The organism is Azospirillum humicireducens, from assembly GCF_001639105.2.
GTDB classification, from domain to species: Bacteria; Pseudomonadota; Alphaproteobacteria; order Azospirillales; family Azospirillaceae; genus Azospirillum; species Azospirillum humicireducens.
Genome location: NZ_CP015285.1, coordinates 1246187 through 1270988 on the forward strand (window position 1 = coordinate 1246187; position 24802 = coordinate 1270988).

The window sequence follows — 24802 nt, forward strand, 5'->3', positions numbered from 1 at the left end:
CCGAATCATTGTGTGCAATTGCGAGAGTTGCTATATTTCCTGGGCAAAACCTTCGGCCCGCAAGGCCAGTGACTGCCGCGGATTCCTAAAGCGGCGGCGCATTCGAAGAATGAGTGTCCTGCTTGAGCAATACGCCCCTTCCTCCCGCCTCCGACATCGCGCCGATCAACATCGAAGACGAGATGCGGAAATCGTATCTCGACTACGCGATGAGCGTGATCGTGAGCCGCGCCCTGCCCGACGTCCGCGACGGGCTGAAGCCGGTGCACCGGCGCATCCTCTACGCGATGAAGGAGGGCGGGTACGACTCGACCAAGCCCTACAAGAAGTCGGCGCGCATCGTCGGCGACGTGATGGGTAAATACCACCCGCACGGCGACAGCGCGATCTACGACGCCATGGTCCGCATGGCGCAGGACTTCTCGATGCGCCTGCCGCTGATCGACGGCCAGGGCAATTTCGGCTCGATGGACGGCGACCCACCGGCGGCGATGCGCTACACCGAGGCGCGGCTTGCCAAGGCGGCGGAAGCGCTGCTGGACGACATCGACAAGGACACCATCGATTTCCAGGCCAGCTACGACGATTCGGGCCGCGAGCCCACCGTCGTCCCGGCCCGCTTCCCGAACCTGCTGGTGAACGGCGCCGGCGGCATCGCCGTCGGCATGGCGACCAACATCCCGACCCACAATCTGGGCGAGGTGATCGACGCCTGCTGCGCCTACATCGACAATCCCGACATCACGCTCGAAGAGCTGATGGAGCATGTGCCCGGACCCGATTTCCCGACGGGCGGCCTGATCCTCGGCCGGTCGGGCAGCCGGGCGGCGCTGCAGACCGGGCGCGGTTCGATCATCCTGCGGGCCAAGACCCATTTCGAGGAGGTGCGCAAGGACCGCACCGCCATCGTCGCGACCGAGATCCCCTATCAGGTCAACAAGGCCAAGCTGATGGAACGCATCGGCGAGGTCGTGAACGACAAGATCATCGAGGGCATCTCGGACCTGCGCGACGAGTCCGACCGCGACGGCGTGCGCGTGGTGATCGAACTGAAGCGCGACGCGGTCCCCGACGTGGTGCTGGCCCAGCTGTTCCGCCACACCCAGCTCCAGACCTCCTTCGGCGTCAACATGCTGGCGTTGAACGGCGGCCGTCCGGAGCTGATGCATCTCCAGCAGATCATCGCCGCCTTCATCCGCTTCCGCGAGCAGGTCATCACCCGCCGGACCGAGTTCCTGCTGGGCAAGGCGCGCGAGCGGGCGCACACCTTGGTCGGCCTGGCGGTCGCCGTCGCCAACCTCGATGCGATGATCGAGCTGATCCGCAGCGCCCCCGATCCGGTCTGGGCGCGCGAGGAGATGATGAACCGCGAATGGCCGGTTCATGACGTCGGCCCGCTGATCGAACTGATCGACGAGCCCGGCCGCGGCGTCAGCGAACAGGGCACCTACCGCCTGTCGGAAGTCCAGGCCCGCGCGATCCTCGACCTGCGCCTGCACCGCCTGACCGGGCTGGAGCGCGACAAGATCGGCGCCGAGCTGACCGACGTCACCGACCAGATCGCCGATTTCCTGGCCACGCTCGCCAACCGGCCGAAGCTGATGGGCATCCTGCGCGACGAGCTGGTCGAGATGAAGGAGCGGTTCGGCACCCCGCGACGCACCGAAATCCAGGATCTGGAGTTCGAGGCCGACATCGAGGACCTGATCCAGCGCGAGGACATGGTCGTCACCGTCAGCCAGTCCGGTTATGTGAAGCGGGTGCCGCTGTCGACCTACCGGGCGCAGAAGCGCGGCGGCAAGGGCCGCGCCGGCATGTCGATGAAGGCGGAGGATGCGGTCAGCGACCTGTTCGTCGCCAACACCCACACGCCGCTGCTGCTCTTCTCCAACCGCGGCATGGTCTACAAGCTGAAGGTCTACCGCCTGCCGCTGGGCAACCCGCAGGCGCGCGGCAAGGCCTTCGTCAACCTGTTGCCGCTGATTGACGGGGAGACCATCACCACCGTCCTGCCACTGCCGGAGGACGAGGCCGCCTGGGCCGATCTGCACGTCGTCTTCGCCACGTCGAAGGGCAACGTGCGCCGCAACCGCATGTCGGACTTCGCCAACATCCGCTCCAACGGCCTGATCGCCATGAAGCTGGAAGAGGAGGGCGAGCGGCTGATCGGCGTCCACACCTGCTCGGAGACCGACGACGTCCTGCTGGCGACCCGCGGCGGCAAGTGCATCCGCTTCCCGGTCGACGATGTGCGCGTCTTCGCCGGCCGCACCTCCACCGGTGTCCGCGGCATCAAGCTGGCCGATGGGGACGAGGTGGTGTCGCTGTCGATCCTGGCCCATGTCGATGCCACGCCCGAGGAACGCGCCGCCTTCTTCAAGATGAAGCGCGACGAAGGGCTGGAGATGGAGGGCGAGGCCGCTCCGGAAGCCGATGATGTGCCGGCGGACAGCGTCACCCTGACGCAGGAACGCTACGAAGAACTGAAACAGAAGGAACAGTATATTCTGACCGTCTCCGACCGCGGCTATGGCAAGCGCAGCTCGTCCTACGAGTACCGCATCGCCGGTCGCGGGGGCCAGGGCATCTGGAACATGGAGATGGGTGAGCGCAACGGGTCCATCGTCGCGGCCTTCCCGGTCGAATCGAATCATCAGGTGATGATGGTGACCAACGGCGGCCAGGTGATCCGCATGCCCCTGCACGATGTGCGGGTGGCGGGCCGGAAGACGCTGGGCGTGACGCTGTTCCGCGTCGGTGCGGAAGAGCGTGTGGTCTCCGTCGCGACCATCGCCGAGGAAGACGGTGACAATGGCGTTGAGACCGGCGGCGAGGCCAACGGTTCGGACGGTTCCGTCGGCGATGCCGGCAGCGCCGCCACGCCGAACGAATAACGGACGGGCCTAAAGGGGAACCCATGGCGACCAGCCAGACCGAGACCAGCAAGGGTCGTCGAATCGGTGTCTATCCCGGCACCTTCGATCCGATCACCAACGGTCACATGGACATCATCCAGCGTGCCGCCCGTCAGGTTGACCACCTGATCATCGGCGTCGCCCGGAATGCCGGCAAAGGGCCGCTCTACTCCACGGACGAGCGGGTCGCCATGGTTCGCGAGGACGTGGCCGCGCTGAACGCCGGCGGGGCCAGCATCGAGGTGCGGGCGTTCGACAATCTGCTGATGCATTTCGCCATCGAGATGAACGCCAGCGTCATCATCCGCGGTCTGCGCGCCGTCTCGGACTTCGAATACGAGTTTCAGATGGCGGGCATGAATGCGCGGTTGAACCCGAAGGTCGAGACGATCTTCCTGATGTCCTCGGAAAAGCACCAGTTCATCTCCTCCCGTTTCGTGAAGGAGATCGGGCGCCTGGGCGGCGACATCCGCCACTTCGTCTCCGCCCGCGTCGCAGAACGCCTGTCCGAGCGTTTTGCGTTCGAAGCCGGCAACGGCACGACTCCGACGACCAACCAGACTTGACCTTTCCGGTTCATGGGTCTGGCATGGGCTTGAAGAGAAAATCCTGCATTTTCCATCAAGCCCATGGTTGACCTTTGGAGCGCGTCTTTCTATGGTGCGCCCACTTCCGGCGGGGGCGCTGTTAGCAGCCTTCGCACTGGATGATCCGGTAGCTCAGTCGGTAGAGCACGTGACTTTTAATCATGTGGCCGTGGGTTCGAATCCCACCCGGATCACCAACCGTTTCAAGGCTCTTGCCTTCCTTGAGGGGTCGCTTCGGCGGCCCCTTTTGCATTCCAGGGAACATTCCGGGGCACAATGCGCAGCTGCCTGTGGGACGCCGCGCCGCAGCCATCGGCGAAGGACCAGGGAGCCCTGTCGATGGGGTTCCTTGTGGCGGTGACACCGGACCGCTCCAAGCAGCTCCATGCGGGGCATGAGCGGCCGCACCTGGCGGCTCGGGTGAACGCCAGTCTCAACCCGCCAGACATGGACCAGGAATCGGGACTATGATCGCGTGAACGCAAAAAGCCCCGCCGAAGCGGGGCTTTTCCATGTTCTGCACTCGCCTGCCGAGATGGCGACCCCAGCTGGATTCGAACCAGCGACCTGCCGCTTAGAAGGCGGCTGCTCTATCCAACTGAGCTATGGGGCCTTATCCCGGATCCCGGCTCTGGCGGCCGCCGTCAGAAGCGCGGGCGGTCGGTGCGGAAATTGTCGGCGTAGTTGCGCGGACGGACGCGGCGAACCGCCGCTTCCTGAACGGTGTAGTTCCAGCCCTCGCGCTCCGCGAACGCAATGGCCTCCTCCTTCGTTTCGAAGGACAGGCGCACCTGGTTCAGCGTGTCGCCGGAGCTGGTCCAGCCCATCAGCGGCTCCGGACGGCGCGGAGTCTCGATCTCGTAATCCAGCATCCAACGGTGAGTCTTCGCCCGGCCGGACTGCATGGCCGTCTTGCTCGGCTGATAGATCCGGACGTTCATGGCTCGCTCGTCTCCCCCAATGCTGTTGCGTCCTGGCGCTTACGGCTTGGACGCGGTTTTGTCCCTCGGCGATGGTCGGGGCGCCCGGATTCGAACCGGGGGCCTCCAGTACCCAAAACTGGCGCGCTGACCAGACTGCGCTACGCCCCGTCGCCGCGATGTGAGATACACGAACGCCACGCCCACGGCAAGCGAAGGGCGCACCGCTTTCGCGCTCTTTCTCCATTCCGCCTGCAACATCGGGCTTCCGGTGCGGCGTTCGGTCGCTGAACATCATCCCCTCAGCAGATTTCCCCCTTCAACAGATTCTTGGACCCGTTCGTTGCCGTCGCTCACCCCCGCTCCATTCGCCGTCGCCCTCTTCCTGCCCGACCTGGACGACCGGCCGGACCGGCAGGCGGCGGTCGAGCTCGCCCATCGCCTGCTGCGCACCGGTGCGGCGGTGGATGTCGTGGCGCCGATGGGCGGCGGTCCCTTGCGCGCGGCGCTCGATCCCGCCATCGGCCAGATCGACCTCGCCAAGCGGCACGCCGCAACCTCCGTCCTGGCGCTGGCGCGGGTGGTGGCGGAACGGCAGCACGGGCTGCTTGCCGCACCGCGGGAGGTTGCCTGGATCGCCCGAGCGGCGCTGTGGCTGGCGCGCAGCGATGCGCGGATGGTGGCCTTGGCCGGAGATGCGACGGCCGACTTCGCGGCTATTCGTGCCGCAGCGCCTCGATGGGATTGAGCAGGGCGGCCCGCCGGGCCGGATAGAGGCCGAAGAAGACGCCGATCAACCCGCTGACCACCACGGCCAGCACAACGGAGTCGATCCGGATCAGGGTCGGCCAGCCGGCAAGCGCGGCAACCCCCATGGCGGCCGCGATGCCCAGCGCCACCCCCACGGCGGCGCCGATCAACGAGAGGGTGGTCGATTCGATCAGGAACTGCACCAGGATGTCGCGCCGCCGCGCCCCGATGGCGAGCCGCAGCCCGATCTCCCGCGTGCGCTCGGTCACCGACACCAGCATGATGTTCATGATGCCGATGCCGCCGACCAGCAGCGACACCGCGGCGACCGCCGCCAGCAGGAAGGACAGCGCGCGGGAGGAGGCATCGCGGGTCGCCGACACCTCCGACAGGTCGCGCATCCAGAAATCGTCGTCCTGACCGGGGATCAGCCGGTGGCGCTGGCGCAGCAGGTCGCGGATCTGGGCCTGCGCCTCCGCCATGTCGGCACCGTCCCGCATCTTCACCACCATGGTGTGGATGAAGCGCGGGTTGCTCTTCGCCATGCCCGGAATGTTGCGTTTGGCGGTGGACAACGGCACGAAGATGACGTCGTCCTGATCCTGCCCCTGGGTGTTCTGCCCTTTTTCCGCCAGCACGCCGACAACGGTCATGGGCGTGGAAAAGACGCGGACCGTCTCGCCGATGGGATCACCGCCGCCGAACAGGTTACGCACCACCGTCTGGCCCAGCACCACCACCTTGTTGGCCTGGGCCACATCCTCGTCCGACAGCCCCCGCCCCGTCGCCACGGTCCAGTCGCGGGCATCCATATAGTCGGGCGTGACGCCGAACAGCACCGTGCCCCAATTCTGGTTGCCGGCGACGATCTGCAACCCCCAGCGCACCGATGGCGCCGTCACCACCACGCCGGGGATCTCGGCCAGCACCGCCAGCGCATCGTCCTCCGTCAGGGTCGATGCGGTGCCGGCGCCCAGCTTCACCCCGCTGCGGACGACGCTGCCCTGCCCCACCATGATCAGGTTGGTGCCCAGGCTGGCGATCTGGCGCAGCACCTGATCCCGCGCACCGGCTCCGACCGCGACCATGGCGATCACCGCGGCGACGCCGATGACGATGCCCAGCATGGTCAGCGCGCTGCGCAGCGGGTTGGCCTTGAGCGAATCGAGTGCCGCCCGCAGGGCGTCCCATGCGGTCATGCCGCCATCTCCGGCTCCTGGCGCAGGTCGTCGATCAACCGGCCGTCACGAAAATGGAGGAGGCGCGCGGCGAAGCGCGCCACCTCCGGTTCGTGGGTGACAAGCACCACCGTGATGCCGCGGCGGTTCAGCCGCTGGAACAGGGCGATGATTTCCAGGCTGGTGGCGCTGTCGAGCGCTCCCGTCGGCTCGTCTGCCAGAAGCAGAAGCGGATCGTTGACCAGGGCGCGGGCGATGGCGACGCGCTGCTGCTGCCCGCCGGAGAGCTGGGTCGGCCGATGTCCGGCGCGCTCCCGCAGGCCCACCGCGTCGAGCGCCGTGAGCGCCCGGTCCATACGCTCGGCATGGCCGACTCCGGCATAGACCATCGGCAGCATGACGTTGGCGAGCGCCGTCTGCCGCGGCAGCAGGTTGAAGGACTGAAAGACGAATCCGATGCTGCGGTTCCGCACCGCCGCCAGCGCGTCCGAGGACAGGCCGGCGACTTCCTGCCCGTCCAGCCGGTATCGCCCGGAATCGGGACGGTCCAGGCAACCCAGCAGATTCATGAAGGTGGATTTGCCCGATCCCGACGGCCCCATGACCGCCACGAACTCGCCGCGGGCGATGGTGACGGTGACGTCGTCCAGCGCATGGACGGTCTGCGGCCCCATGCGGTAGTGGCGGCAGAGGGTCTCGACGGCGATCAGGGGCGGGGGAGGATCAGAAGCCAAGGCGCGGTCCCCGGCGGGTGTCGCGGTCGGGGGGCAGGATGCCGGTGATGACCTCCTGCCCGGCGCGCAGATCGCCGGACACCACCTCCGTAAAACTGCCGTCACCGATGCCGAGCCGGACCGGCACGCCGACAGGGCTGCCGTTGCCGGGTCCGGGAACCCAGACGGTGCGGGTGGCTTCCGCAGCCCGGCCCGGCTCCACCAGCGCATCGAAGCGGTCGCGCTGCGCCGGCTCCAGCAGTGCGGCCATCCTTTCCAAGGCCACGGTGCGGATGGCATTCGCCTCCGCCCGGCGGCGCTCAGGATCGCCGCCTTCGGCGTCCAGTGCGGTGAAGCGCTCGCGCGCTTCGGCGACCAGAGCGGCGAAGTCGCGGCGCTTGCCCTCGTCCAGCTTGAGGCCGTCAACCGCCCGCTTGGCTGCGGCCTCCAGCGCCGCGGCTCCGCGGCCCCCGTTCGGACCGCCGGTGGTGGGGGCCGGCGCATCGCCCGCCATCTCGACGCCCGGCGGGCGGAAGCGCAGGGCGGCATTGGGCAGCTTAACCGCCGTCGCGCGCTCGTCCACCGTGATGCGCAGATTGGCGGTCATGCCCGGCAGAAGCCGCAACTCCGGATTCTCGACCGTGATGACGACGATGTAGGTGACGACGGTCAGATCCTCCTTCGGCGCCAGCCGCACCTGGGCGACGCGGCCGGTGAAGCTGTCGCCGGGGAAGGCGTTCACGGTGAAACGCACCGGCATGCCTTCCCGCACCCGGCCGATGTCGGCCTCGTCGATGTTGGCCAGCACCTCCATCTGCCGCAGATCCTGGGCGATGGTGAACAGGGTGGGCGCGGACAGGCTGGCCGCCACCGTCTGGCCGGTGCTGACTGCGCGGTTCACCACCACCCCGTCGATGGGAGAGCGGATGACCGAACGATTCAGGTCGACGCGGACAAGCTGCAGGGCGGCCTCGCGCTGCGCCACCTGGGCACGGGCGACCTCCACCTGCGCGGCGGCGACGGCGAGCGAGGCTTGCGCCGAGGATTCCGCCGCTTCGGCCTGACGCTTCTGGGCGCGGGCGGCGACCAGCTGGGCCTGGGCGCTGTGGGCGGCCGTTTCGGCCTTTTCGAGGTCGGCGGCGGCGACCACACCCCGGCCCTGCAGGTCGCGCCGCCGCCGCAGATCACGCTCCGCATCGCGTTGGGCAAGCTCGGCGCGCAGGATCTGGGCGTCGGCATTGGCGACGCTGGCCTGTGCGCTGGCGAGATCGGCCCGCGCCTTGTCGAGCAGGGCCTGCTGCTGGATCAGCGCCGCCTTGGCGGAGTCGACGTCGGCACCGGCTTGGGCCAGCCGGGCGGCAAGCTGGTCGCCGTTCAGGCGGGCGAGGATCTGGCCGCTGGTGACGCGGCTGTTGAAATCGGCATAGAGTTCCGCGATCTGCCCGGAGAGCTGGGAGCTGACCTCGACCGTCACCAGGGCGCTCATGGTGCCGGTGGCGGTGATGGCGCTGACCAGGGGGCCCTGCTCGACACGGGCCAGCCGGTAGGCCGGTCCCGGCTCGGCGCGCGCCAGCACGACATAGGCGGACAGGCCGGCCGCGGCGCAGAGCGCCACACCGGCGATGACCGCCATCCGCCTGCCTGCTCTTCCCGCCATATCCGCCCTCCGCGCCGCCGTACCCCGCGCGATCAATCTGGGGGAGTTTAAGCGAAAGTCATGGGCGGAGGATCGTCTTTCCGCTTATGGCTTGGCAATGTCGGGCGATACCACCCGGTCGCCGGGGCGGATGCCCAACCGCGCCGCCATGCCGCCGTTCAGCTCCAGGATCGCCTTCACCGGACCGTCGGAGTTGACGGAGTCGAGCGATTCCGGCACCGCGCGCTCGTGGATGTTCACGATGCGGCCGTCGGCGGCGATGAACAGCATGTCCAGCGGAATCAGGGTGTTCTTCATCCAGAAGCTGGCCGGCTGTACCCGATCGTAGACGAACAGCATTCCGGCATCGGCCGGCATCGACTGGCGGTACATCAGGCCCTGCGCCTGCTGGCCGGGGGTCAAGGCCAGCTCGACGGTGAAGCGGAACTTGCCGCCGCCCGCCGTCTCAACGGTCAGCTTGGACTTCTGGAAGGTCTCCAGCGCCGCCGCCGGAAAGGCGACCGCCAGCAGCAGGAGCGCCATGACGGCACCCCGAAAACCCCGACCGAACATCATGCACGCCCCCGAACGGCTGAAACGGAAGAGGTGCCAGTCAAGCACGGCGCCGCCTTCCTGCCAAATTAAGCGTCTTCAGGCCTTCGCCAGACGGTCGAAGGCCTGCAGCTTCGCCAGCAGGGCCGGCATGTCCGTCAGAGGGACCATGTTGGGGCCGTCGCTGGGGGCGCAGTCCGGGTTCTCGTGCGTCTCCATGAAGACGGCGGCGACGCCGACCGCGATGGCCGCGCGGGCCAGAACCGGAACGAATTCGCGCTGCCCGCCCGAGGTCGTGCCCTGCCCGCCCGGCTGCTGGACGGAGTGGGTGGCGTCGAACACCACCGGGAAACCGGTCTCGGCCATGATCGGCAGGGAGCGCATGTCCGACACCAGCGTGTTGTAGCCGAAGCTGGCGCCGCGCTCGCACAGCAGCACGCGCTCGTTGCCGGAGGCGACCAGCTTGGCGGCGACATTCTTCATGTCCCACGGCGCCAGGAACTGGCCCTTCTTGACGTTGACCGCCCGGCCGGTCTCCGCGGCGGCGATCAGCAGGTCGGTCTGCCGGCAGAGGAAGGCCGGGATCTGCAGCACGTCCACCGCCTCGGCGACCGGGGCGCACTGGCTGGACTCATGCACGTCGGTGATGACCGGGCAGCCGAAGCGCTCGCGGATTTCCGCGAAGATCGGCAGAGCCTTGTCCATGCCCAGACCGCGCGCGGTGGCGATGGATGTGCGGTTGGCCTTGTCGAAGCTCGACTTGTAGATCAGCCCCATGCCCAGCGCCCTGGTCATCTCCACCAGCGCGGACGCGGTCTCCAGCGCATGGTCGCGGCTTTCCATCTGGCAGGGGCCGGCGATCAGGACGAAGGGGCGGTCGTTGGCAATGGTCAGGTCGCCGACCTGGACGGCGCGCGGCGTGGTCATCGGAGTGCTCCAATACGAAAACGGGCGAAACGGCGCCCGTGGGCCTTTGCATCCCATTAAATGGGGGGACGGTCAATGGCGGGCGCCACCGCGGGCTGCAAGCCACTTAGGCGCCTGCCGAATGCCCCCTCCCCGACCCTCCCCCGCTTTGCGGGAGAGGGAGCTGAGCGCATTAGCGGCGGGGTTCCCTCTCCCGCAAAGCGGGGGAGGGTTAGGGAGGGGGCAAACGTCACCCCAGATGCGTCCGGAAGAACTCCACCGTCAGCCGGTTCGCCTCGTCGGCGGCATCCCGGTCGTAATGCTCGCCGCCCGGCCTTGCGAACGCATGGTCCATGCCCGGATAGACCTTTGCGGTCACCCATCTGTTGCCCTTCACTCCGTCGATCACGGCGTCACGCTTGTCGGGGCTGGAGAACTTGTCGTTCTCCGCGATGTGCAGAAGCAGCGGCTTGGCGATCCTGTCGGCCTCACCCAGCAGCCCTTCCAGCCCGACGCCGTAATAGCCGACATTGGCGTCGGCGTCCGACCGCGTCGCCATCAGGAAGGCCAGCCGGCCGCCCAGGCAGTAGCCGACGCTGCCCGCCTTGCCGGTGCAGCCATCCTGACCGCGGACCCAGGCGAGCGCCGCCTTCAGATCCTCCACCGCCTTGTCCTGGTCCATGCCGTTCATCAGGGCGAAGGCCTGGTTCCATTCCTCCTGCGTCTTGTCGGTCAGCTGTACGCCCGGCTGCTGGCGCCAGAACAGGTCGGGGCACACCGCCAGAAATCCCTGCGAGGCGTACCAGTCGCACAGCTCGCGCATCACCGCGTTGACGCCGAAGATCTCCTGGATCACCACCAGTCCGCCGGCCGGCGTCGCGGCGGGTTTGGCGACATAAGCCGAAAAACGCCCTCCGTCGGCGGCCTCAATCATCATTTCCGGCATCGTCTTGTCATCCTCCCGTTTGCAAATCCGCCCCTGATATGGAGCGGCCTCGGCGCCGGTCATCCCGCCTTCCGTCAGAATCCGACACTGAGGCCGACGACGCCGCCTTAATCGCGGCGATCCTGACGCGGTTCATGGTCCATCCCTGATCTGATTGTTTTAGAGAGCGATTTTCAGGAGTTCGTTCCATAAGGATGCCCGATGCACAATAAACATGACGTATAGGTAATATTACCGATACAAAAACGCCCCGCCTTGAGGGGCGGGGCGTTTTCGTGGAACGGGTGATCAGGGATGAAGGGGAAAGCCCCCGCCTGCCGCTCAGACCAGCCGGCTCTGATCGATGGCCGCCTTGATGAAGGCGGTGAACAGCGGGTGCGGTTCGAACGGCTTGGACTTCAGTTCCGGGTGGAACTGCACGCCGATGAACCAGGGATGATCGGGGATCTCGACGATCTCCGGCAGTTCCCCGTCGGGCGACAGGCCGCTGAACTTCATGCCGCAGCGCTCCAGACGCTCCTTGTAGTACACGTTCACCTCGTAGCGGTGACGGTGCCGTTCGGAGATGTCGGTGGTGCCGTAGACCTCGGCGACCTTGCTGCCTTCCAGCAGCTTGGCCGGATAGGCGCCCAGCCGCATGGTGCCGCCCAGGTCGCCGACTTCGGCGCGGCGCTCCAGCGTGTTGCCGCGCATCCACTCCGTCATCAGGCCGACGACCGGGTTGCCCGGCTTGCCCAGCTCGGTGGAGCCGGCATCCTCGATCTTCGCCATGTTGCGGGCGGCTTCGATCACCGCCATCTGCATGCCGAAGCAGATGCCGAAATAGGGCACCTTGCGCTCGCGGGCGAACTTGGCGGCGCGGATCTTGCCTTCCGTCCCGCGGGAGCCGAAACCGCCCGGCACCAGAATTCCGTGGACATTCTCCAGCCGCTTCACCGCCGCGTCGTCATCCTCGAAGATCTCCGAATCGATCCAGTCGAGGTTGACCTTGACGTTGTTGGCGATGCCGCCGTGGGTCAGCGCCTCGGCCAGCGACTTGTAGCTGTCCAGCAGGCTGATGTACTTGCCGACCACCGCGATGGTGACCTCGCCCTGCGGCTTGCGCACCCGATCCATGATGCGGGTCCAGCGCGACAGGTCCGGTTCCTTGTCGGTCGGCAGGCCGAAATAGCTCAGGACCTGGGTGTCGAAGCCTTCCTCGTGGTAGCTGATCGGCACCTGATAGATCGACTCGACGTCGAGCGCCGCGATCACCCGTTCCGGACGGATGTTGCAGAACAGTGCGATCTTCTTGCGCTCGTTCTCCGGAATCGGACGGTCGGCGCGGCACAGCAGGATGTTGGCCTGGATGCCGACGCTCAGAAGCTCCTTCACCGAATGCTGGGTCGGCTTGGTCTTCAGCTCGCCGGCGGTCGGGATGTAGGGCAGCAGGGTCAGGTGGATGTAGAGGACATTCTCCTGCCCGACCTCGTTGCCGAACTGGCGGATCGCCTCCAGGAAGGGCAGCGACTCGATATCGCCCACCGTGCCGCCGATCTCGATGAGGACGAAGTCCTCGTCGGTGGCGTCGGCGCGGATGAATTCCTTGATCTCGTCGGTGATGTGCGGAATGACCTGGACGGTGCCGCCCAAGTAATCGCCGCGACGCTCCTTGGCGATCACGGTGGAATAGATGCGGCCGGTGGTGATGTTGTCGCCCTTGCGGGCCGACACGCCGGTGAACCGCTCGTAATGGCCGAGGTCGAGATCCGTCTCAGCCCCGTCGTCGGTCACGAAGACCTCGCCGTGCTGGTAGGGGCTCATCGTTCCGGGGTCGACGTTCAGGTACGGATCCAGCTTGCGCAGGCGCACCTTGTAGCCGCGCGCCTGGAGAAGCGCCCCAAGCGCCGCCGACGCCAGACCTTTGCCCAGCGAAGAAACGACGCCACCGGTGATGAAGATGTAGCGAGTCATGTCCGTCCGAAGAGCTTGAGAGCTGTTCCATGTCCCCGTGGGGGACGGATTGCCGATGTCCCCAGAGGGGACGGAATTGTCCTTCCCCAGAGGGGACGGAATTGTCCTTCCCCAGAGGGGACGGAATTGTCCTTCTCCCCGATGGGGAGAGATGTTCAACGTCCCCCGGAGGGTCGCCGCCGTGATGCCGCCGTGACGGTGGCGTCGCGAACGTCGGCCCTCAAAAGAAAGAGGCGGCTTCGGGGAGGCCGCCTCGCTGTTCGCTCGTACCCGTGCGCTGCTGGGATGAACCCTTTACTGGGCCACCGGCGGCGCTGGCTGGGCCGGAGCGGCAGGCTGCGCCGGGACCGCCGGAGCGGTCGACTGCGCGGGCGCCGCCGGCAGGCTGTCGATGATCGACGCCGGACGGGAATGCCCGCCGGCCAGGATCGCCAGCACGATGCTGGTGGCGAAGAAGCAGGCGGCCAGGATGCCGGTGGTCCGCGTCAGCAGATTGGCCGTTCCGCGGGTGCTCATCATGCCGCCCATGGTGCCGCCGCCGATGCCGAGCCCGCCGCCTTCCGACCGCTGGATCAGGATCACGCCGACCAGCCCGATGGCGATCAGCAGGTGAATAACCAGAATCACCGATTCCATGCGATGCTCACCCCACACCCATCCCAAAAATCGAATAGCGCGCCACAGGCCGTCTTAAGGGCCCGTGGCGCGCGCCCACTGTTTGTACCGCGGAGCCGCGCGATATGCCAGCGCCAAAATACCTATGCCGTATCCATTGGCGGCATGGCTGGCACCTGACTTCCGTATCAGCGGCAGGCGGTGGCGATGCCCCAGAAATCCTCGGCCTTCAACGACGCACCGCCGACCAGCGCGCCGTCGACATTGTCCACCGCCATCAGTTCCGCCGCGTTGCCCGGCTTGACCGAGCCGCCGTAGAGAATGCGGACCTTGTCCGGGTCGGCGATCTTTCCGGCCAGTTCGGCCCGGATGTGGGCATGCATCGCCTTCACGTCGTCCGGAGTCGCGGTCTTGCCGGTGCCGATGGCCCAGACCGGCTCATAGGCGATGACGGTGTTCTCCGCCGTGGCGCCGGCGGGGATGGAGCCGGCGAGCTGACCCGATACCACCGCGTTGGCATCGCCGGCGTCACGCTGCGCCTCCGTCTCGCCGACGCAGACGATGGCGACCAGCCCTTCCTTGTGGGCGGCGACCGCCTTGGCGTTGACCACGGCATCGCTCTCGCCATGGTCGGCGCGGCGCTCCGAATGGCCGAGGATGACGAAGCGGCAGCCTGCGTCCTTCAGCATGGTCGGGGCCACGTCGCCGGTGTGGGCGCCGGAGGTCTTCGGGGCGCAGTCCTGGCCGCCCAGCGCCAGCGGGCTGTCGGCGATCGCCTCCCCCACCGGGAACAGCAGCGGGAAGGGCGGGCAGACCAGCATGTCGAAGGCGACCGGGCCGGCGCCCTTCAGCCGCCCGGCAAGGTCGGAGGCGAGATCCAGCCCGTCGGCCTTCAACCCGTTCATCTTCCAGTTTCCGGCGATCAGCTTCCGGCGTGCGGTCATGGTCGTTTCCTTCTTGTCTCGGCTTTGTATGGGAACTTGTGGAACGTTCTTTGCCTCTCGTGACCACAGCCCATACCAAGCCCGCCGCGGAATTTCCACCCACCCGACCGGTGCACCCACCCATGGCGACCGTCAGGGACATCGTGTAGCACCCGGCCGATGCCAAGGCGCCCAAGCGGCGGAGGAAAAGCCGCTCTGGTGAATGAGCTTGTTCTTGTAACCGGACGCACGATTGTTTATGTCTGAGTCGCTGTCCTAATTAGAACAAAACGAACCAACCGCGTCGCCATGGCTGACCTGAAAGCAGGCGTGAACCAGCTCTTCCTCCGCGAGGAGGAACTCCGTACCGGGATGGAGCTGCTTTTCTACGCTTATCGCGAATTCACCGCCGAACCGGACGAAATTCTGGCGGAGATCGGCTTCGGCCGGGCGCATCACCGCGTGATATATTTCGTCGGCCGCTATCCCAGGATCACCGTGTCGGAACTGCTGGCGATCCTGAAGATCACCAAGCAGAGCCTGTCGCGCGTGCTGGGCGAACTGGTGCGCCAGGGTTTCATCGACCAGCAGACGGGCGCCCGCGACCGGCGGCAGCGTCTGCTGGAGCTGACGGAAAAGGGCGTGGAGCTGGAGCGCCAGCTGTCCGAGACCCAGCGCCAGCGCATCGCCCGCGCCTACCGCATGGCCGGTGCGGAGGCGGTGGAGGGTTTCCGCAAGGTGATGATGGGCATGCTGGACGAGGGGGACCGCGCGAAATTCGCACCGCCCGTTCCCCCTGCCCGTCTTGCCGCGAAACGCTGAAAACGAGACGCTGAAATCGCCTCAGCCGGCGCCCGACCCGGTCTTCGCCTCCGGCGCGGCCGGGCCGGCATCCTTGGCCCCGGCCTCTGTGCTGTTGGTGTCCGCCGACTTGTCGGCTGCGGCCTTGGTGTCGTTGGGGGTGCGGCGGCGGAAGCCGCCCTTGCGGTACACGACGTTTTCCGAAGCGCCGGGCGGACATTGAACGATGCTGCCGCCCTTCGCCAGGAAGTTGCGGGTCATTTCGGCGAGGTCTTGGGCGTCCAGGTCCCGGGGGTCGTTGGACCTGTGGTCGTAGGCCATCGTGATCGCTCCTGTGTCTCTCGGCCCTCTGAGGAGGACATATGGAGGGTAACACGGAACGAGGGCAAAACGGCCAACCGCTTACACGACTGCCCGCCATGCACACCCACGATGCGTCCCGCATGGTGTTGCTATGTCGATTGCGGGGACAGGCGTTATAGTCGCGCCATGACCGAAGACCTGCCTCATATCCTGGTCGTCGACGACGACACCCGCCTGCGCGAACTTCTGCGCAAGTACCTTGCGAGCAACGGCTTTCTGGTCAGCACGGCCCGTGACGCCGCGGATGCCCGCGCGCAGTTGGGCGGGCTGGCCTTCGACCTGCTGGTGCTCGACATCATGATGCCGGGCGAATCCGGGCTGTCGCTGACCGAGTCGCTGCGGCGCGAGCGCGACCTGCCGATCCTGCTGCTGACCGCCCGCGACGAGCCGGACGACCGCATCGCCGGGCTGGAGGCCGGGGCCGACGACTATCTCGCCAAGCCCTTCAACCCGCGCGAGCTTCTGCTGCGCATCAACTCCATCCTGCGCCGTCAGGCGGCCCGTCCGCCCGAACCGGCGGCGCCGCCCGCCGTGCCGGTACGGCTCGGCCCCCTGACCTATCTGCCCGACCGGGACGAGCTTCGCCAGGGCGACGAGGTGATCCGCCTGACGACGGCGGAGGCCAGCCTGCTGCGCATCCTCGCCGCCTCGCCCGGCGTGACCTTCACGCGCGAGGAATTGACCGAGCGCAGCAAGGTCGCCGGCAACGCCCGCACCGTCGATGTGCAGGTCACACGCCTGCGCCGCAAGATCGAGGCGGACCCGCGCGAGCCGCGCTATCTGCACACCGTCCGCGGCGAGGGGTATGTGCTGAGGCCCGATCCGTGACGGCGGCATCGAACCCGACGGTCGCGGCACGGCGGGCGGAACGGCGGCGGCGCACGCCGTTCCTGAAGCGGTTCCTGCCGCGCACCCTGTTCGGCCGGACTTTGCTGATCATCGTCACGCCGGTGATCCTGGCCCAGGCGGTGGCGACCTGGATCTTCTATGACCGCCATTGGGACACGGTGACCAACCGGCTGGCCTATGCCGTGGCCGGCGATATCGCCACCGTGATCGCCATGATCGAGCACGACCCGTCGCAGGACGGGCGCGACTGGACGCTGGCCACCGTCGCCCGCACCACCGATCTGATCGTGACGCTGGAGCCTGGGCAGATCCTGCCGGATCAGCGGCGCCGGCTGAGCGGACTGCTGGAACGCACGCTCGGCAAGGCTTTGGACGAACGGATCGGCCGCCCCTTCGCCATCAACACCCGCGTTGCACGGGAATGGTACGAGATCCGGGTGCAGATGGCCGACGGCGTTCTGTCGGTGATGTCGCCGGAGCGGCGGCTGTTCACGCCGACCAGCTATATCTTCATCCTGTGGATGGTCGGGTCGGCGGTGGTGCTGTTCGCCGTGGCGATCCTGTTCATGCGCAACCAGATCCGCCCGATCAAGCGGCTGGCCATTGCCGCCGACGCGCTGGGCAAGGGCCGCGACGTCTCCAACTTCAAGATGGAAGGAGCGACGGAGGTGCGGCAGGCGGCCTCCGCCTTCCTGCTGATGCGCGAACGCATCCAGCGCCAGATGAACCAGCGGACGGAGATGCTGGCCGGCGTCAGCCACGACCTGCGCACTCCGCTGACCCGGATGAAGCTGGCGCTGGACATGATCGGGGATCCCGAGCTCGACCCCGAGGTGGAGGAACTGAAGGCCGACGTCGCCGAGATGGAGCAGATGATCGAGGGCTATCTCGCTTTCGCCCGCGGCGAAGGAACGGAGGCGGTGCAGCCGACCGATCTCACGCGCCTTCTGAACGAGGTCGCCTCCGGCGCCCGGCGCGACGGGACGGAGGTGACGCTGTCGGTACCGGACGGGCTGGTCCTGCCACTGCGTCCCAACGCGGTCCGCCGCTGCATCGCCAACCTGCTGGTCAATGCGGGGCGCCATGCCGGCACCGCCTGGGTCAAGGCCGAGCGGAAGGAGGGGGTGATCGAGATCACCGTCGACGACGACGGCCCCGGCATTCCGCCCTATCTGCGCGAAGACGTGTTCAAGCCCTTCTTCCGCGTCGACAGCAGCCGCAATCTGGACACCGGTGGCTCGGGCCTGGGGCTGACCATCGCCCGCGACGTGGCCCGCAGCCATGGCGGCGACATCACGCTGGACGACAGCCCCTATGGCGGCCTGCGCGCGGTGATCCGGCTGCCGGTATGACGGCATCGCGCCGCGGGGGAGCAGGCGGCGCCAGGCTCCCCCGCGGCGGTCATCGGTTTCAGGCAGCCTGCTCCCGGTCCGGCAGCGTGCCGGTACGCCGGGCCAGCGTCGCCATCACCCTGTCGATCAGTGCCAGCCCATGGCCGCCGTCCAGCGTCAGGATCGATTCGGGATGGAACTGGACGGCGGCCAGCGGCAGCGTCCGGTGCTCGATCGCCATCACCGTTCCGTCCTCCGTCTCGGCCGTGACGCGCAGTTCAGGCGGCAGGCTGTCGCGCCTTGCGACCAGCGAATGATAGCGGCCGACCCGCATTCCCTGCGGCAGCCCCTCGAACAGGCCGCGACCCTCGTGGATCAGGGAAGAGGCCTTGCCGTGCATCGGCTCCGGCAAGCGGTCGAGCGTCGCGCCGAAGCTCTCCGCCATTCCCTGCAGCCCCAGGCAGACCCCGAACACCGGAACGCCGAGCTCCAGCGCCGTTCGCACGCTGCCGCCGATGTCGAAGTCCTCAGGACGCCCCGGCCCAGGCGACAGCACCAGCAGGTCGGGCGGGTCGTCCCGCAGTACCGCCCGCGCATGGCTGTGGCGCAGAGTCGTCACCGTCGCGCCGGTCCGGCGGAAATAGTCGGCCAACGTGTGGACGAAGCTGTCGTCATGGTCGACCAGCAACACCCGCCGCCCCTCTCCGCTCCGCCGGGCGGCGGAGGATGCCGCTGCGGCAACCAGCGCCAGTCGCGGTGACGCTCCTTCCCCCCGCACGGCGTCGAGGAAGGCGGAGGCCTTCAGGCGGCATTCGGCGTCTTCCGCCTCCGGGTCGCTGTCGGACAGCAGCGTCGCGCCGGCACGAACGAAGGCGACCCCGTCCTTCATGCGGATGGTGCGCAGCGTCAGGCCGGTGTCCATCCCGCCGTCGAAGCCGATGCGGCCGAAGGCTCCACCGTACCAGCGGCGCGGCGACCGTTCGGTGTCCTCCAGGAACTGCATGGCCCAACGCTTGGGCGCGCCGGTCACCGTGACCGCCCAGCTGTGGGTGAGGAAGGCGTCCAGCGCGTCGAAGCCGTCGCGCAACCGCCCTTCCACATGGTCGACCGTGTGGATCAGGCGGGAGTACAGCTCGATCATCCGCCGGCCGACCACACGGACCGAGCCGGGTTCACACACCCGTGCCTTGTCGTTGCGGTCGACGTCGGTGCACATGGTCAGTTCGGCCGCGTCCTTGGCGGAGTTCAACAGCGTCAGGATCTGTGCGGCATCGCCCAGCGCATCGGCACCGCGCGCCACCGTGCCGGAGATCGGGCAGGTCTCCACCCGCCCGGCGGTGGGGCCGGTGCCGACGCGGACATACATCTCCGGGCTGGCGGCGACCAGGAACTCGCCATCCCCCAGATTGACCAGCGCCTCGTAAGGAGCGGGATTTGCGGCGCGCAGGCGGCGGAAGACGGTGGAGGGGCTGTCGGTGCAGGGCTCGGCGAAGGTCTGGCCGGGCACCACCTCGAACAGGTCGCCGCGGCGGAAGGCCTCCTTCGCCGCCAGCACCGCCTGCTGGTACTCGCCGGGCGCATGGTCGCACCCCGCGGCGGCGTTGGTGTCGGGGCGATAGGCATGGACCCGCCCGCCGCCGGCAACCCCTTCGCTGGAAACGCCGTTCACAACGAACTCATAAGCGAAGCGGCGGGCCACCCCGGCAGCGTGGTCGATAACCAGAAGCCGGTCGGGCAGATACAGCACGAGATCGCGCTGGTCGTCCGGCCGCTCCAGCCGGCGTCGGATCGGCTCGAACTGGAAGGCGAGGTCGTAGCCGAAGGCGCCGTAGAGTCCAAGGAACGGCTCGTCCGGGCAGGAGAACAGCGCCATCAGCATGCGCAGCACCGTGAAGACCGATGGCTGGCGGCTGCGTTCCTCCTCCGTGAAGACGCCTGCCGGCCGGCGGACCAGGGCGGTGATGCGGCCGGCCGTCACCTCCAGCCCGGCCAGCGCCTCATGCCCGTCCAGTGCGGCGGCAATCGGGGGCAGCAGAAGGCGGCCGCGCGGATTCAGCGCGTCGATGCGCACCGTCCGGCCGCGGGCGGTTACGGCCAGGGGCGGATCGACGAACCCCATGGCCTGGCGGCGGTAGCGGCCGGGTGCCTCCACGCCGCCGGACAGCAGCAGGCCGCGCCGATCGTCCAGCCCGGCGGCGAGCGTGTCGAGTGCGCCGGCAATCTCCACCGGCTCGGCGGTACGACCCACCCCCAGCCCGCCGCCGGTGGTGGTGGCGAACGGGTCGAGGAAGGCGGGATCTGCCAGGAAGATGTGGGACGGATACAGGTGTGACGGCGTCATGGCGGCGGAACTCCGGTTCGGGCGTCTTGCTGGTGACGCCGCACGGTGCTTCCGCCTGCCTGTCCGTCTTTCCGTCGGATGACCCACTGCCGGGTCAGGAAAAAGGCCGCTCCGGATGCACCGGGCGGCCTTTTGTCGTCAATCCACGTTCACACGCGTCGCCAGGCCGGCCCGTTGGAGACGGGCCACCACCAATGTTGCGACAGGAGGGGCGAGGACATGCTCATGCCGACAAGCGCACCACAAGCCCCGGTTGCCTGTCAAGCCCCGTGTTCACACCCCGTCCGGCGGGGGAGCGACTGCGTAGCTGCTGTGGTCCTCCTTGCGGCGCTCGTCCGACGGCAGGCGGCCCTTGACCAGGAAGCTGATATTCTCCGCCACGTTGGTGGCATGGTCGCCGATTCGCTCGATCGACTTGGCGGCGAACAGCAGATGGGTGCAGCCCGTGATCTGGGCCGGCGTTTCCATCATGTAGGTCAGGAATTCGCGGAACAGCGCGGTATAGGCCGCATCGACCTCCCCGTCGCAATCGCGGACGGAGGCGGCGAGATCGGCATCCTGTTCGGTGTAGGCGCGGCGCATGTCGCCGATCATCGCCTGCACCATGCGGCCCATCCGGACCAGCGAGGCGACCGGCGGCGCCGCCGGCAGGGTGGCGAGCGTGACCGCCCGCTTGGCGACGGAGCCGGCGAAATCGCCCATCCGTTCCAGGTTGGAGGCGATCTTCAACGCCGCGACGATCTCGCGCAGGTCCTTGGCCATCGGCTGGCGCAGAGCCAGCAGGCGGACGGTCATTGCCTCCACCTCCATCTCCAGCCGGTCGATCTCGGCGTCGCCCTTCAGCACCTCGCCCGCGATATCGGCGTCCGGACCGGCCAGCGAATCGAGCGCGAGCCCGACCTGCCGCTCCACCAGCTCGCCCATGCGGTCGATGGCGGTGCGCAGCGCCGCCAGTTCAGTGTCGAACGCCGCAAGCGTGTGTCCACCCGACATGATCCCCCAACTCCTTGCTGTGACAGGCGGCCCGCTGCCCGACTCCCCGCAGATGGGGGGCGGACGCCGCCGCGCCAAGCCGCTCACACACCGGATGCGGCCTTAACCTTTGGCATAGATTATTTCTGGACACTGGTCTATCGATGGACCACGCAACCGAGCAGACCGGACAGGGCCGATGACACCGCACGAGTTGGTTGCCGTGCTGGAAAAGCACGAGCGCTGGCTGAAGAACAAGTCTGGCGGTTCGCGCGCCAACCTGACCATGGCGAACATGGAAGGCTCGAACCTGTCCGGCGTGAACCTGGCTCAAGGCAAGCTGTCCGGCGCCAACCTGTCCCATTGCGACCTGTCCAACGCCAATCTCAGCACCGCGGATCTGTTCGCCGCCCATCTGACCAAGGCCGACCTGTCCGGCTGCAACCTGTTCCGTGCCGACCTGCGCGGCGCCCACATGCGCGGCGCCAAGATGAAGCGCGCCATCCTGAAGGAGGCCGACCTGCGTGGCGGCGCCCTGCTCTATGGCGGGCCGGGCGGCGGCAAGGGTGGCAAGGGGCTGGATTTCGTCCGATCCGACCTGTCGGGCACCGATTTCGACGATGCATCGCTGAACAACGCCAACCTGTCCGGCGCGGACCTGACCGACGTGTCGATGAACGGCGCCGACTGCGAGGGCGCGCTGCTGACCGGCGCCACGCTGATGCGCGCCAGCATGAAGAGCTGCAATCTCGCCCGCGCCGATCTGCGCGGCAGCAACCTGTCGGGCGTGAACCTGCAGGGTGCCGTCCTGCGCGACGCCAACCTGACCGGAGCGATGCTGGCCGGCGCCAATCTGCGCAATGCCGATCTGCAGGGTGCCAAGCTGGAAGGGGCCGATCTGGCCGGTGCCGACACGACCGGTGCCAATCTGGCGCGGTCGGCCGACAATTTCTCCGTCCAGATCCAACAGGCCCTGCACAGCCATTACACCTGGATCAACACCAATGGCACGATGGGCGCGCGGGCCGACCTGTCCGGCGCCGACCTCGGCCACATCGATCTGTCCGGCGTGAATCTGTCCGGTGCCAATCTGAAACGCGCAAACCTCAGCGGCGCCAAACTGCGCGAGGCACTGCTGATCATGTGCGACATCTCCGAGTCGGTGCTGGCCGGCGCCGATCTCGGCGGCGCGATCCTGGACGGCGCCAATTTGCGGGGCGCCAACATGGATGGGGTGCGGCTGGACGGGGCCGGCATCGGCTGGGTCGACATCAAGGGGCCGGATGGCCAGCCGACCGGCCGGTTGTGGGCGGCGAACCTGACGGGAGCCCGGCTGACCAACGCGTCCTGCGTCCGCACCAATCTGCGCGGAGCCAACCTGTCGGGTTGCGATTTCGCCAACGCGAACCTGACCGGCGCGATCCTGAGCGACGCGAACATCCGCGATGCAAAATTCACCGGAGCGAACCTGACCGGCGCCAGCCTGCCGCCGCCGCCCGACCCGGACGACGATTGACGTTGCGCCGGGTCGATGGAAAAGAATGGAGGGAGGCCGCCCGGCTCACTCCTCGCCGTCGTCGCGGGCCGACGCCGCTGCCGCATTGAGGTTGGCACCGACGCGGCGGAGCACGTCCAGCGTCAGGTCCAGTTCGCCTGGCGTGATGCCCTGGATGGCGAGTTGGGCGATCTCCGACGCGCTGGGCATCATCGAATCGCGGAGCGCCCGGCCCTTGTCGGTCAGGAAGATGTTCATCTTGCGGCGGTCATGGCTGTTGCGCACCCGCTGAACCAGACCCTGCCCCTCCATCACGTTGACCGCGGTGACGGTTGTCGGCTCCATCATGCCGACGCGGTGGCTGAGTTCTCGCTGGGTCAGGCCATCCTCCTCCCACAGCGCGCGCAGGAAGAACCATTGCCCCATGCTGACGCCCGACCGCGCGATGCGCGTCTGCAGGGCGCGGGCGAATGCGCGGTTCACATCACGGACGACGAACGATAAAGCACCATCGGCCGAGCCGGCCGCATCCTCCGAACCGTCGGGGCGATCCGGCTCCCACCCCTTGACAGACGCCTCCATACCGACAATCTCTCTGCCGTCGTTACCAATCCATCAACCATTCCCGCCCGCCGGGTGCAAACGCCGGGCGGTTGCCCGTGAGGGTACCTGGCGGCATAGCGTCGGTCGGATCCATGCCTTCCAGGTGATACCACCTTGACACGAATGGTCCTGGCTGCGTCATCCAATCATAACGTGCTGTGTGCAAAGCGCAAATCAATTGCGCAGCCGTCGGTCGCAGGCATGCAATGATATGTCGGTCAATGGATCGCCAATTTCCATCCAACTTAAGCAGAACGGCAGCCCGGATACGGTGCATGGCCGCCTTGTGTGGAATCGTTCTTTTCAAATCGGGCGCAGGCCGCCATATCCCCATATGATGCTGGTTGCGAAGATTACCCTTTGGATCGGTTTTATTTGGCAGATCATATCTCTGAACCAGTGAAATGTGAATAATTTGCTAAAATTCAGCGGCGCCCCACGCCGCAGCTTGTATCCGCCGCGACCATTGGTCACACAGACATCAACCGCCACAGTCCCGTGCCGCAACAGGAGCCAGCGACCGCAATGACCGCTTCGCCGACCGTCCCCTCGTCCCGTACCGTCACCGTCGCCGCCACCCAGATGGCCTGCAGCTGGGACCGTGCCGCCAACGTCGACGGCGTCGAATCGCTGATCCGTGAGGCTGCCGCCAAGGGTGCGCAGATCATCCTGCCGCAGGAGCTGTTCGAGACCCCTTATTTCTGCAAGGACCAGAAGCAGTCTCTGTTCGAACTCGCAGCCCCGGCGGAAGGTCATCCGGTGATCCAGCGGATGCAGTCGCTGGCGCGCGAGCTGTCGGTGGTGATCCCCGTCAGCTTCTTCGAAAAGGCGCGGAACGCCTATTACAACTCCATGGCCATGGTCGATGCGGACGGCAGCCTGCTGGGCCTCTATCGCAAGTCCCATATCCCCGACGGACCGGGCTATCAGGAGAAGTTCTATTTCAGCCCCGGCGACACCGGCATCCCGGTGTTCAAGACCCGCTACGCCACCATCGGCTGCGCCATCTGCTGGGACCAGTGGTTTCCGGAAACCGCGCGGGTCATGGCGCTGAGGGGGGCGGAAATCCTGCTCTACCCGACCGCCATCGGATCGGAGCCGCAGGACTCCTCCATCGACAGCCAGGGCCATTGGACACGGGTGATGCAGGGCCATGCCGGCGCCAATCTGATGCCGCTCGTCGCCTCCAACCGCGTCGGCGTGGAACAGGGGGAAAGCTGCGCCCTGACCTTCTACGGCTCGTCCTTCATCGCCGGGCCGCAGGGCGAGATCGTCGCACAGGCCGACCGCGAAAGCCGCGCGGTGCTGACCGCGACCTTCGACCTCGACCGCATCGCCGCCCAGCGCGCCTCCTGGGGGATTTTCCGCGACCGCCGTCCGGAGCTTTATGGCGCCATTCTCACGCTGGACGGAGAGACCACGCCGCGACGCTGACCATACCACCGCGGAGCGG

22 protein-coding genes and 3 tRNA genes are annotated in these 24802 nt (G+C 67.3%); 9 read left to right on the forward strand and 16 right to left on the reverse strand.

The window, feature by feature from the left end; genetic code table 11:
* The first annotated feature begins 122 nt into the window (after window positions 1-122).
* The 3 genes from gyrA to A6A40_RS05695 all read left to right on the forward strand — a co-directional run bounded on the left by gyrA (window position 123) and on the right by A6A40_RS05695 (window position 3699).
* On the forward strand, window positions 123-2894 hold the full coding sequence (gyrA, locus tag A6A40_RS05685) for a DNA gyrase subunit A (protein ID WP_063634539.1): 2772 nt from the start codon (window positions 123-125) through the stop codon (window positions 2892-2894).
* A gap of 23 nt (window positions 2895-2917) precedes the next feature.
* On the forward strand, window positions 2918-3481 hold the full coding sequence (gene coaD, locus A6A40_RS05690) for a pantetheine-phosphate adenylyltransferase (protein ID WP_063634540.1): 564 nt from the start codon (window positions 2918-2920) through the stop codon (window positions 3479-3481).
* A gap of 142 nt (window positions 3482-3623) precedes the next feature.
* A tRNA-Lys gene (locus A6A40_RS05695) sits at window positions 3624-3699 on the forward strand.
* Window positions 3700-4038: 339 nt separating this feature from the next.
* On the opposite strand, the gene A6A40_RS05705 is transcribed toward A6A40_RS05695, so the two are convergent.
* From A6A40_RS05705 to A6A40_RS05715, 3 genes are all read right to left on the reverse strand, one after another.
* Window positions 4039-4115 (reverse strand) — tRNA-Arg (locus tag A6A40_RS05705).
* Window positions 4116-4146: 31 nt separating this feature from the next.
* Window positions 4147-4443 (reverse strand): ETC complex I subunit, encoded by a 297-nt coding sequence (locus A6A40_RS05710; protein ID WP_063634542.1) that lies wholly within the window; start codon window positions 4441-4443, stop codon window positions 4147-4149.
* A 72-nt stretch (window positions 4444-4515) separates the two neighbouring features.
* Window positions 4516-4593, reverse strand: a tRNA-Pro gene (locus tag A6A40_RS05715).
* Between the two features lie 172 nt (window positions 4594-4765).
* Here A6A40_RS05715 and A6A40_RS05720 point away from each other — a divergent pair.
* On the forward strand, window positions 4766-5170 hold the full coding sequence (locus A6A40_RS05720) for a hypothetical protein (protein ID WP_063634543.1): 405 nt from the start codon (window positions 4766-4768) through the stop codon (window positions 5168-5170).
* On the opposite strand, the gene A6A40_RS05725 is transcribed toward A6A40_RS05720, so the two are convergent.
* The 9 genes from A6A40_RS05725 to tpiA form a co-directional block, all read right to left on the reverse strand.
* Window positions 5139-6371 (reverse strand): ABC transporter permease, encoded by a 1233-nt coding sequence (locus A6A40_RS05725; protein ID WP_063634544.1) that lies wholly within the window; start codon window positions 6369-6371, stop codon window positions 5139-5141. The genes A6A40_RS05720 and A6A40_RS05725 overlap by 32 nt on opposite strands.
* Window positions 6368-7084, reverse strand: coding sequence for an ABC transporter ATP-binding protein (locus tag A6A40_RS05730; RefSeq protein ID WP_236783742.1), 717 nt, complete (start codon window positions 7082-7084; stop codon window positions 6368-6370). Before A6A40_RS05730 ends, A6A40_RS05725 begins: the two co-directional genes overlap by 4 nt.
* A complete protein-coding gene (locus tag A6A40_RS05735; protein ID WP_236783743.1) occupies window positions 7074-8696 on the reverse strand; it encodes an efflux RND transporter periplasmic adaptor subunit in 1623 nt (540 codons plus the stop codon). Before A6A40_RS05735 ends, A6A40_RS05730 begins: the two co-directional genes overlap by 11 nt.
* Before the next feature lie 108 nt (window positions 8697-8804).
* Window positions 8805-9242, reverse strand: coding sequence for a DUF192 domain-containing protein (locus A6A40_RS05740; RefSeq protein ID WP_418208607.1), 438 nt, complete (start codon window positions 9240-9242; stop codon window positions 8805-8807).
* 108 nt (window positions 9243-9350) lie between these two features.
* The gene (gene kdsA, locus A6A40_RS05745) at window positions 9351-10178 is read right to left on the reverse strand and encodes a 3-deoxy-8-phosphooctulonate synthase (RefSeq protein WP_063634547.1); all 828 of its coding nucleotides are present in this window, start codon (window positions 10176-10178) and stop codon (window positions 9351-9353) included.
* Between the two features lie 229 nt (window positions 10179-10407).
* Window positions 10408-11103: a dienelactone hydrolase family protein gene (locus tag A6A40_RS05750; protein WP_063636139.1), complete on the reverse strand. Its 696-nt coding sequence runs from the start codon at window positions 11101-11103 to the stop codon at window positions 10408-10410.
* Between the two features lie 321 nt (window positions 11104-11424).
* Window positions 11425-13056: a CTP synthase gene (locus A6A40_RS05755; RefSeq protein ID WP_063634548.1), complete on the reverse strand. Its 1632-nt coding sequence runs from the start codon at window positions 13054-13056 to the stop codon at window positions 11425-11427.
* A 294-nt stretch (window positions 13057-13350) separates the two neighbouring features.
* A complete protein-coding gene (gene secG, locus A6A40_RS05760) occupies window positions 13351-13692 on the reverse strand; it encodes a preprotein translocase subunit SecG (RefSeq protein WP_063634549.1) in 342 nt (113 codons plus the stop codon).
* A gap of 167 nt (window positions 13693-13859) precedes the next feature.
* Window positions 13860-14615: a triose-phosphate isomerase gene (gene tpiA, locus A6A40_RS05765; RefSeq protein ID WP_063634550.1), complete on the reverse strand. Its 756-nt coding sequence runs from the start codon at window positions 14613-14615 to the stop codon at window positions 13860-13862.
* Between the two features lie 288 nt (window positions 14616-14903).
* Here tpiA and A6A40_RS05770 point away from each other — a divergent pair, with 288 nt between their 5' ends.
* Window positions 14904-15416, forward strand: a complete 513-nt coding sequence (locus A6A40_RS05770; protein ID WP_014247562.1) for a MarR family winged helix-turn-helix transcriptional regulator — start codon at window positions 14904-14906, stop codon at window positions 15414-15416.
* A 21-nt stretch (window positions 15417-15437) separates the two neighbouring features.
* On the opposite strand, the gene A6A40_RS05775 is transcribed toward A6A40_RS05770, so the two are convergent.
* Entirely contained in the window at window positions 15438-15716 is a 279-nt protein-coding gene (locus tag A6A40_RS05775; RefSeq protein WP_063634551.1) for a hypothetical protein, read from the reverse strand.
* Between the two features lie 168 nt (window positions 15717-15884).
* On the opposite strand from A6A40_RS05775, the gene A6A40_RS05780 reads away from it, so the two are divergent.
* Together A6A40_RS05780 and A6A40_RS05785 are read left to right on the forward strand one after the other, a co-directional pair.
* Window positions 15885-16586 (forward strand): response regulator, encoded by a 702-nt coding sequence (locus A6A40_RS05780; RefSeq protein WP_063634552.1) that lies wholly within the window; start codon window positions 15885-15887, stop codon window positions 16584-16586.
* Entirely contained in the window at window positions 16583-17959 is a 1377-nt protein-coding gene (locus A6A40_RS05785) for an ATP-binding protein (RefSeq protein ID WP_063634553.1), read from the forward strand. Before A6A40_RS05780 ends, A6A40_RS05785 begins: the two co-directional genes overlap by 4 nt.
* Window positions 17960-18017: 58 nt before the next feature.
* Here A6A40_RS05785 and A6A40_RS05790 read toward each other — a convergent pair whose 3' ends face one another.
* Both A6A40_RS05790 and phoU read right to left on the reverse strand, forming a co-directional pair.
* Window positions 18018-20279: an anthranilate synthase gene (locus A6A40_RS05790; protein ID WP_082860736.1), complete on the reverse strand. Its 2262-nt coding sequence runs from the start codon at window positions 20277-20279 to the stop codon at window positions 18018-18020.
* A 273-nt stretch (window positions 20280-20552) separates the two neighbouring features.
* Entirely contained in the window at window positions 20553-21272 is a 720-nt protein-coding gene (phoU, locus tag A6A40_RS05795; RefSeq protein ID WP_063634554.1) for a phosphate signaling complex protein PhoU, read from the reverse strand.
* A 178-nt stretch (window positions 21273-21450) separates the two neighbouring features.
* Here phoU and A6A40_RS05800 point away from each other — a divergent pair, with 178 nt between their 5' ends.
* Entirely contained in the window at window positions 21451-22767 is a 1317-nt protein-coding gene (locus tag A6A40_RS05800) for a pentapeptide repeat-containing protein (protein WP_063634555.1), read from the forward strand.
* A gap of 45 nt (window positions 22768-22812) precedes the next feature.
* Here A6A40_RS05800 and A6A40_RS05805 read toward each other — a convergent pair whose 3' ends face one another.
* The gene (locus A6A40_RS05805; protein ID WP_063634556.1) at window positions 22813-23328 is read right to left on the reverse strand and encodes a MarR family winged helix-turn-helix transcriptional regulator; all 516 of its coding nucleotides are present in this window, start codon (window positions 23326-23328) and stop codon (window positions 22813-22815) included.
* 546 nt (window positions 23329-23874) lie between these two features.
* On the opposite strand from A6A40_RS05805, the gene aguB reads away from it, so the two are divergent.
* Entirely contained in the window at window positions 23875-24783 is a 909-nt protein-coding gene (aguB, locus tag A6A40_RS05810; RefSeq protein ID WP_063634557.1) for an N-carbamoylputrescine amidase, read from the forward strand.
* Window positions 24784-24802 lie beyond the last annotated feature (19 nt).

Bases quoted from the DNA above. Each gene is read 5' to 3' on its own strand.
- coaD (WP_063634540.1), top strand. From the start codon at position 2,918: ATGGCGACCAGCCAGACCGAGACCAGCAAGGGTCGTCGAATCGGTGTC.
- A6A40_RS05710 (WP_063634542.1), bottom strand. From the start codon at position 4,443: ATGAACGTCCGGATCTATCAGCCGAGCAAGACGGCCATGCAGTCCGGC.
- A6A40_RS05725 (WP_063634544.1), bottom strand. From the start codon at position 6,371: ATGACCGCATGGGACGCCCTGCGGGCGGCACTCGATTCGCTCAAGGCC.
- A6A40_RS05735 (WP_236783743.1), bottom strand. From the start codon at position 8,696: ATGGCGGTCATCGCCGGTGTGGCGCTCTGCGCCGCGGCCGGCCTGTCC.
- A6A40_RS05740 (WP_418208607.1), bottom strand. From the start codon at position 9,242: ATGGCGCTCCTGCTGCTGGCGGTCGCCTTTCCGGCGGCGGCGCTGGAG.
- kdsA (WP_063634547.1), bottom strand. From the start codon at position 10,178: ATGACCACGCCGCGCGCCGTCCAGGTCGGCGACCTGACCATTGCCAAC.
- A6A40_RS05750 (WP_063636139.1), bottom strand. From the start codon at position 11,103: ATGCCGGAAATGATGATTGAGGCCGCCGACGGAGGGCGTTTTTCGGCT.
- A6A40_RS05755 (WP_063634548.1), bottom strand. From the start codon at position 13,056: ATGACTCGCTACATCTTCATCACCGGTGGCGTCGTTTCTTCGCTGGGC.
- secG (WP_063634549.1), bottom strand. From the start codon at position 13,692: ATGGAATCGGTGATTCTGGTTATTCACCTGCTGATCGCCATCGGGCTG.
- tpiA (WP_063634550.1), bottom strand. From the start codon at position 14,615: ATGACCGCACGCCGGAAGCTGATCGCCGGAAACTGGAAGATGAACGGG.
- A6A40_RS05770 (WP_014247562.1), top strand. From the start codon at position 14,904: ATGGCTGACCTGAAAGCAGGCGTGAACCAGCTCTTCCTCCGCGAGGAG.
- A6A40_RS05775 (WP_063634551.1), bottom strand. From the start codon at position 15,716: ATGGCCTACGACCACAGGTCCAACGACCCCCGGGACCTGGACGCCCAA.
- A6A40_RS05780 (WP_063634552.1), top strand. From the start codon at position 15,885: ATGACCGAAGACCTGCCTCATATCCTGGTCGTCGACGACGACACCCGC.
- A6A40_RS05790 (WP_082860736.1), bottom strand. From the start codon at position 20,279: ATGACGCCGTCACACCTGTATCCGTCCCACATCTTCCTGGCAGATCCC.
- phoU (WP_063634554.1), bottom strand. From the start codon at position 21,272: ATGTCGGGTGGACACACGCTTGCGGCGTTCGACACTGAACTGGCGGCG.
- A6A40_RS05800 (WP_063634555.1), top strand. From the start codon at position 21,451: ATGACACCGCACGAGTTGGTTGCCGTGCTGGAAAAGCACGAGCGCTGG.
- A6A40_RS05805 (WP_063634556.1), bottom strand. From the start codon at position 23,328: ATGGAGGCGTCTGTCAAGGGGTGGGAGCCGGATCGCCCCGACGGTTCG.
- aguB (WP_063634557.1), top strand. From the start codon at position 23,875: ATGACCGCTTCGCCGACCGTCCCCTCGTCCCGTACCGTCACCGTCGCC.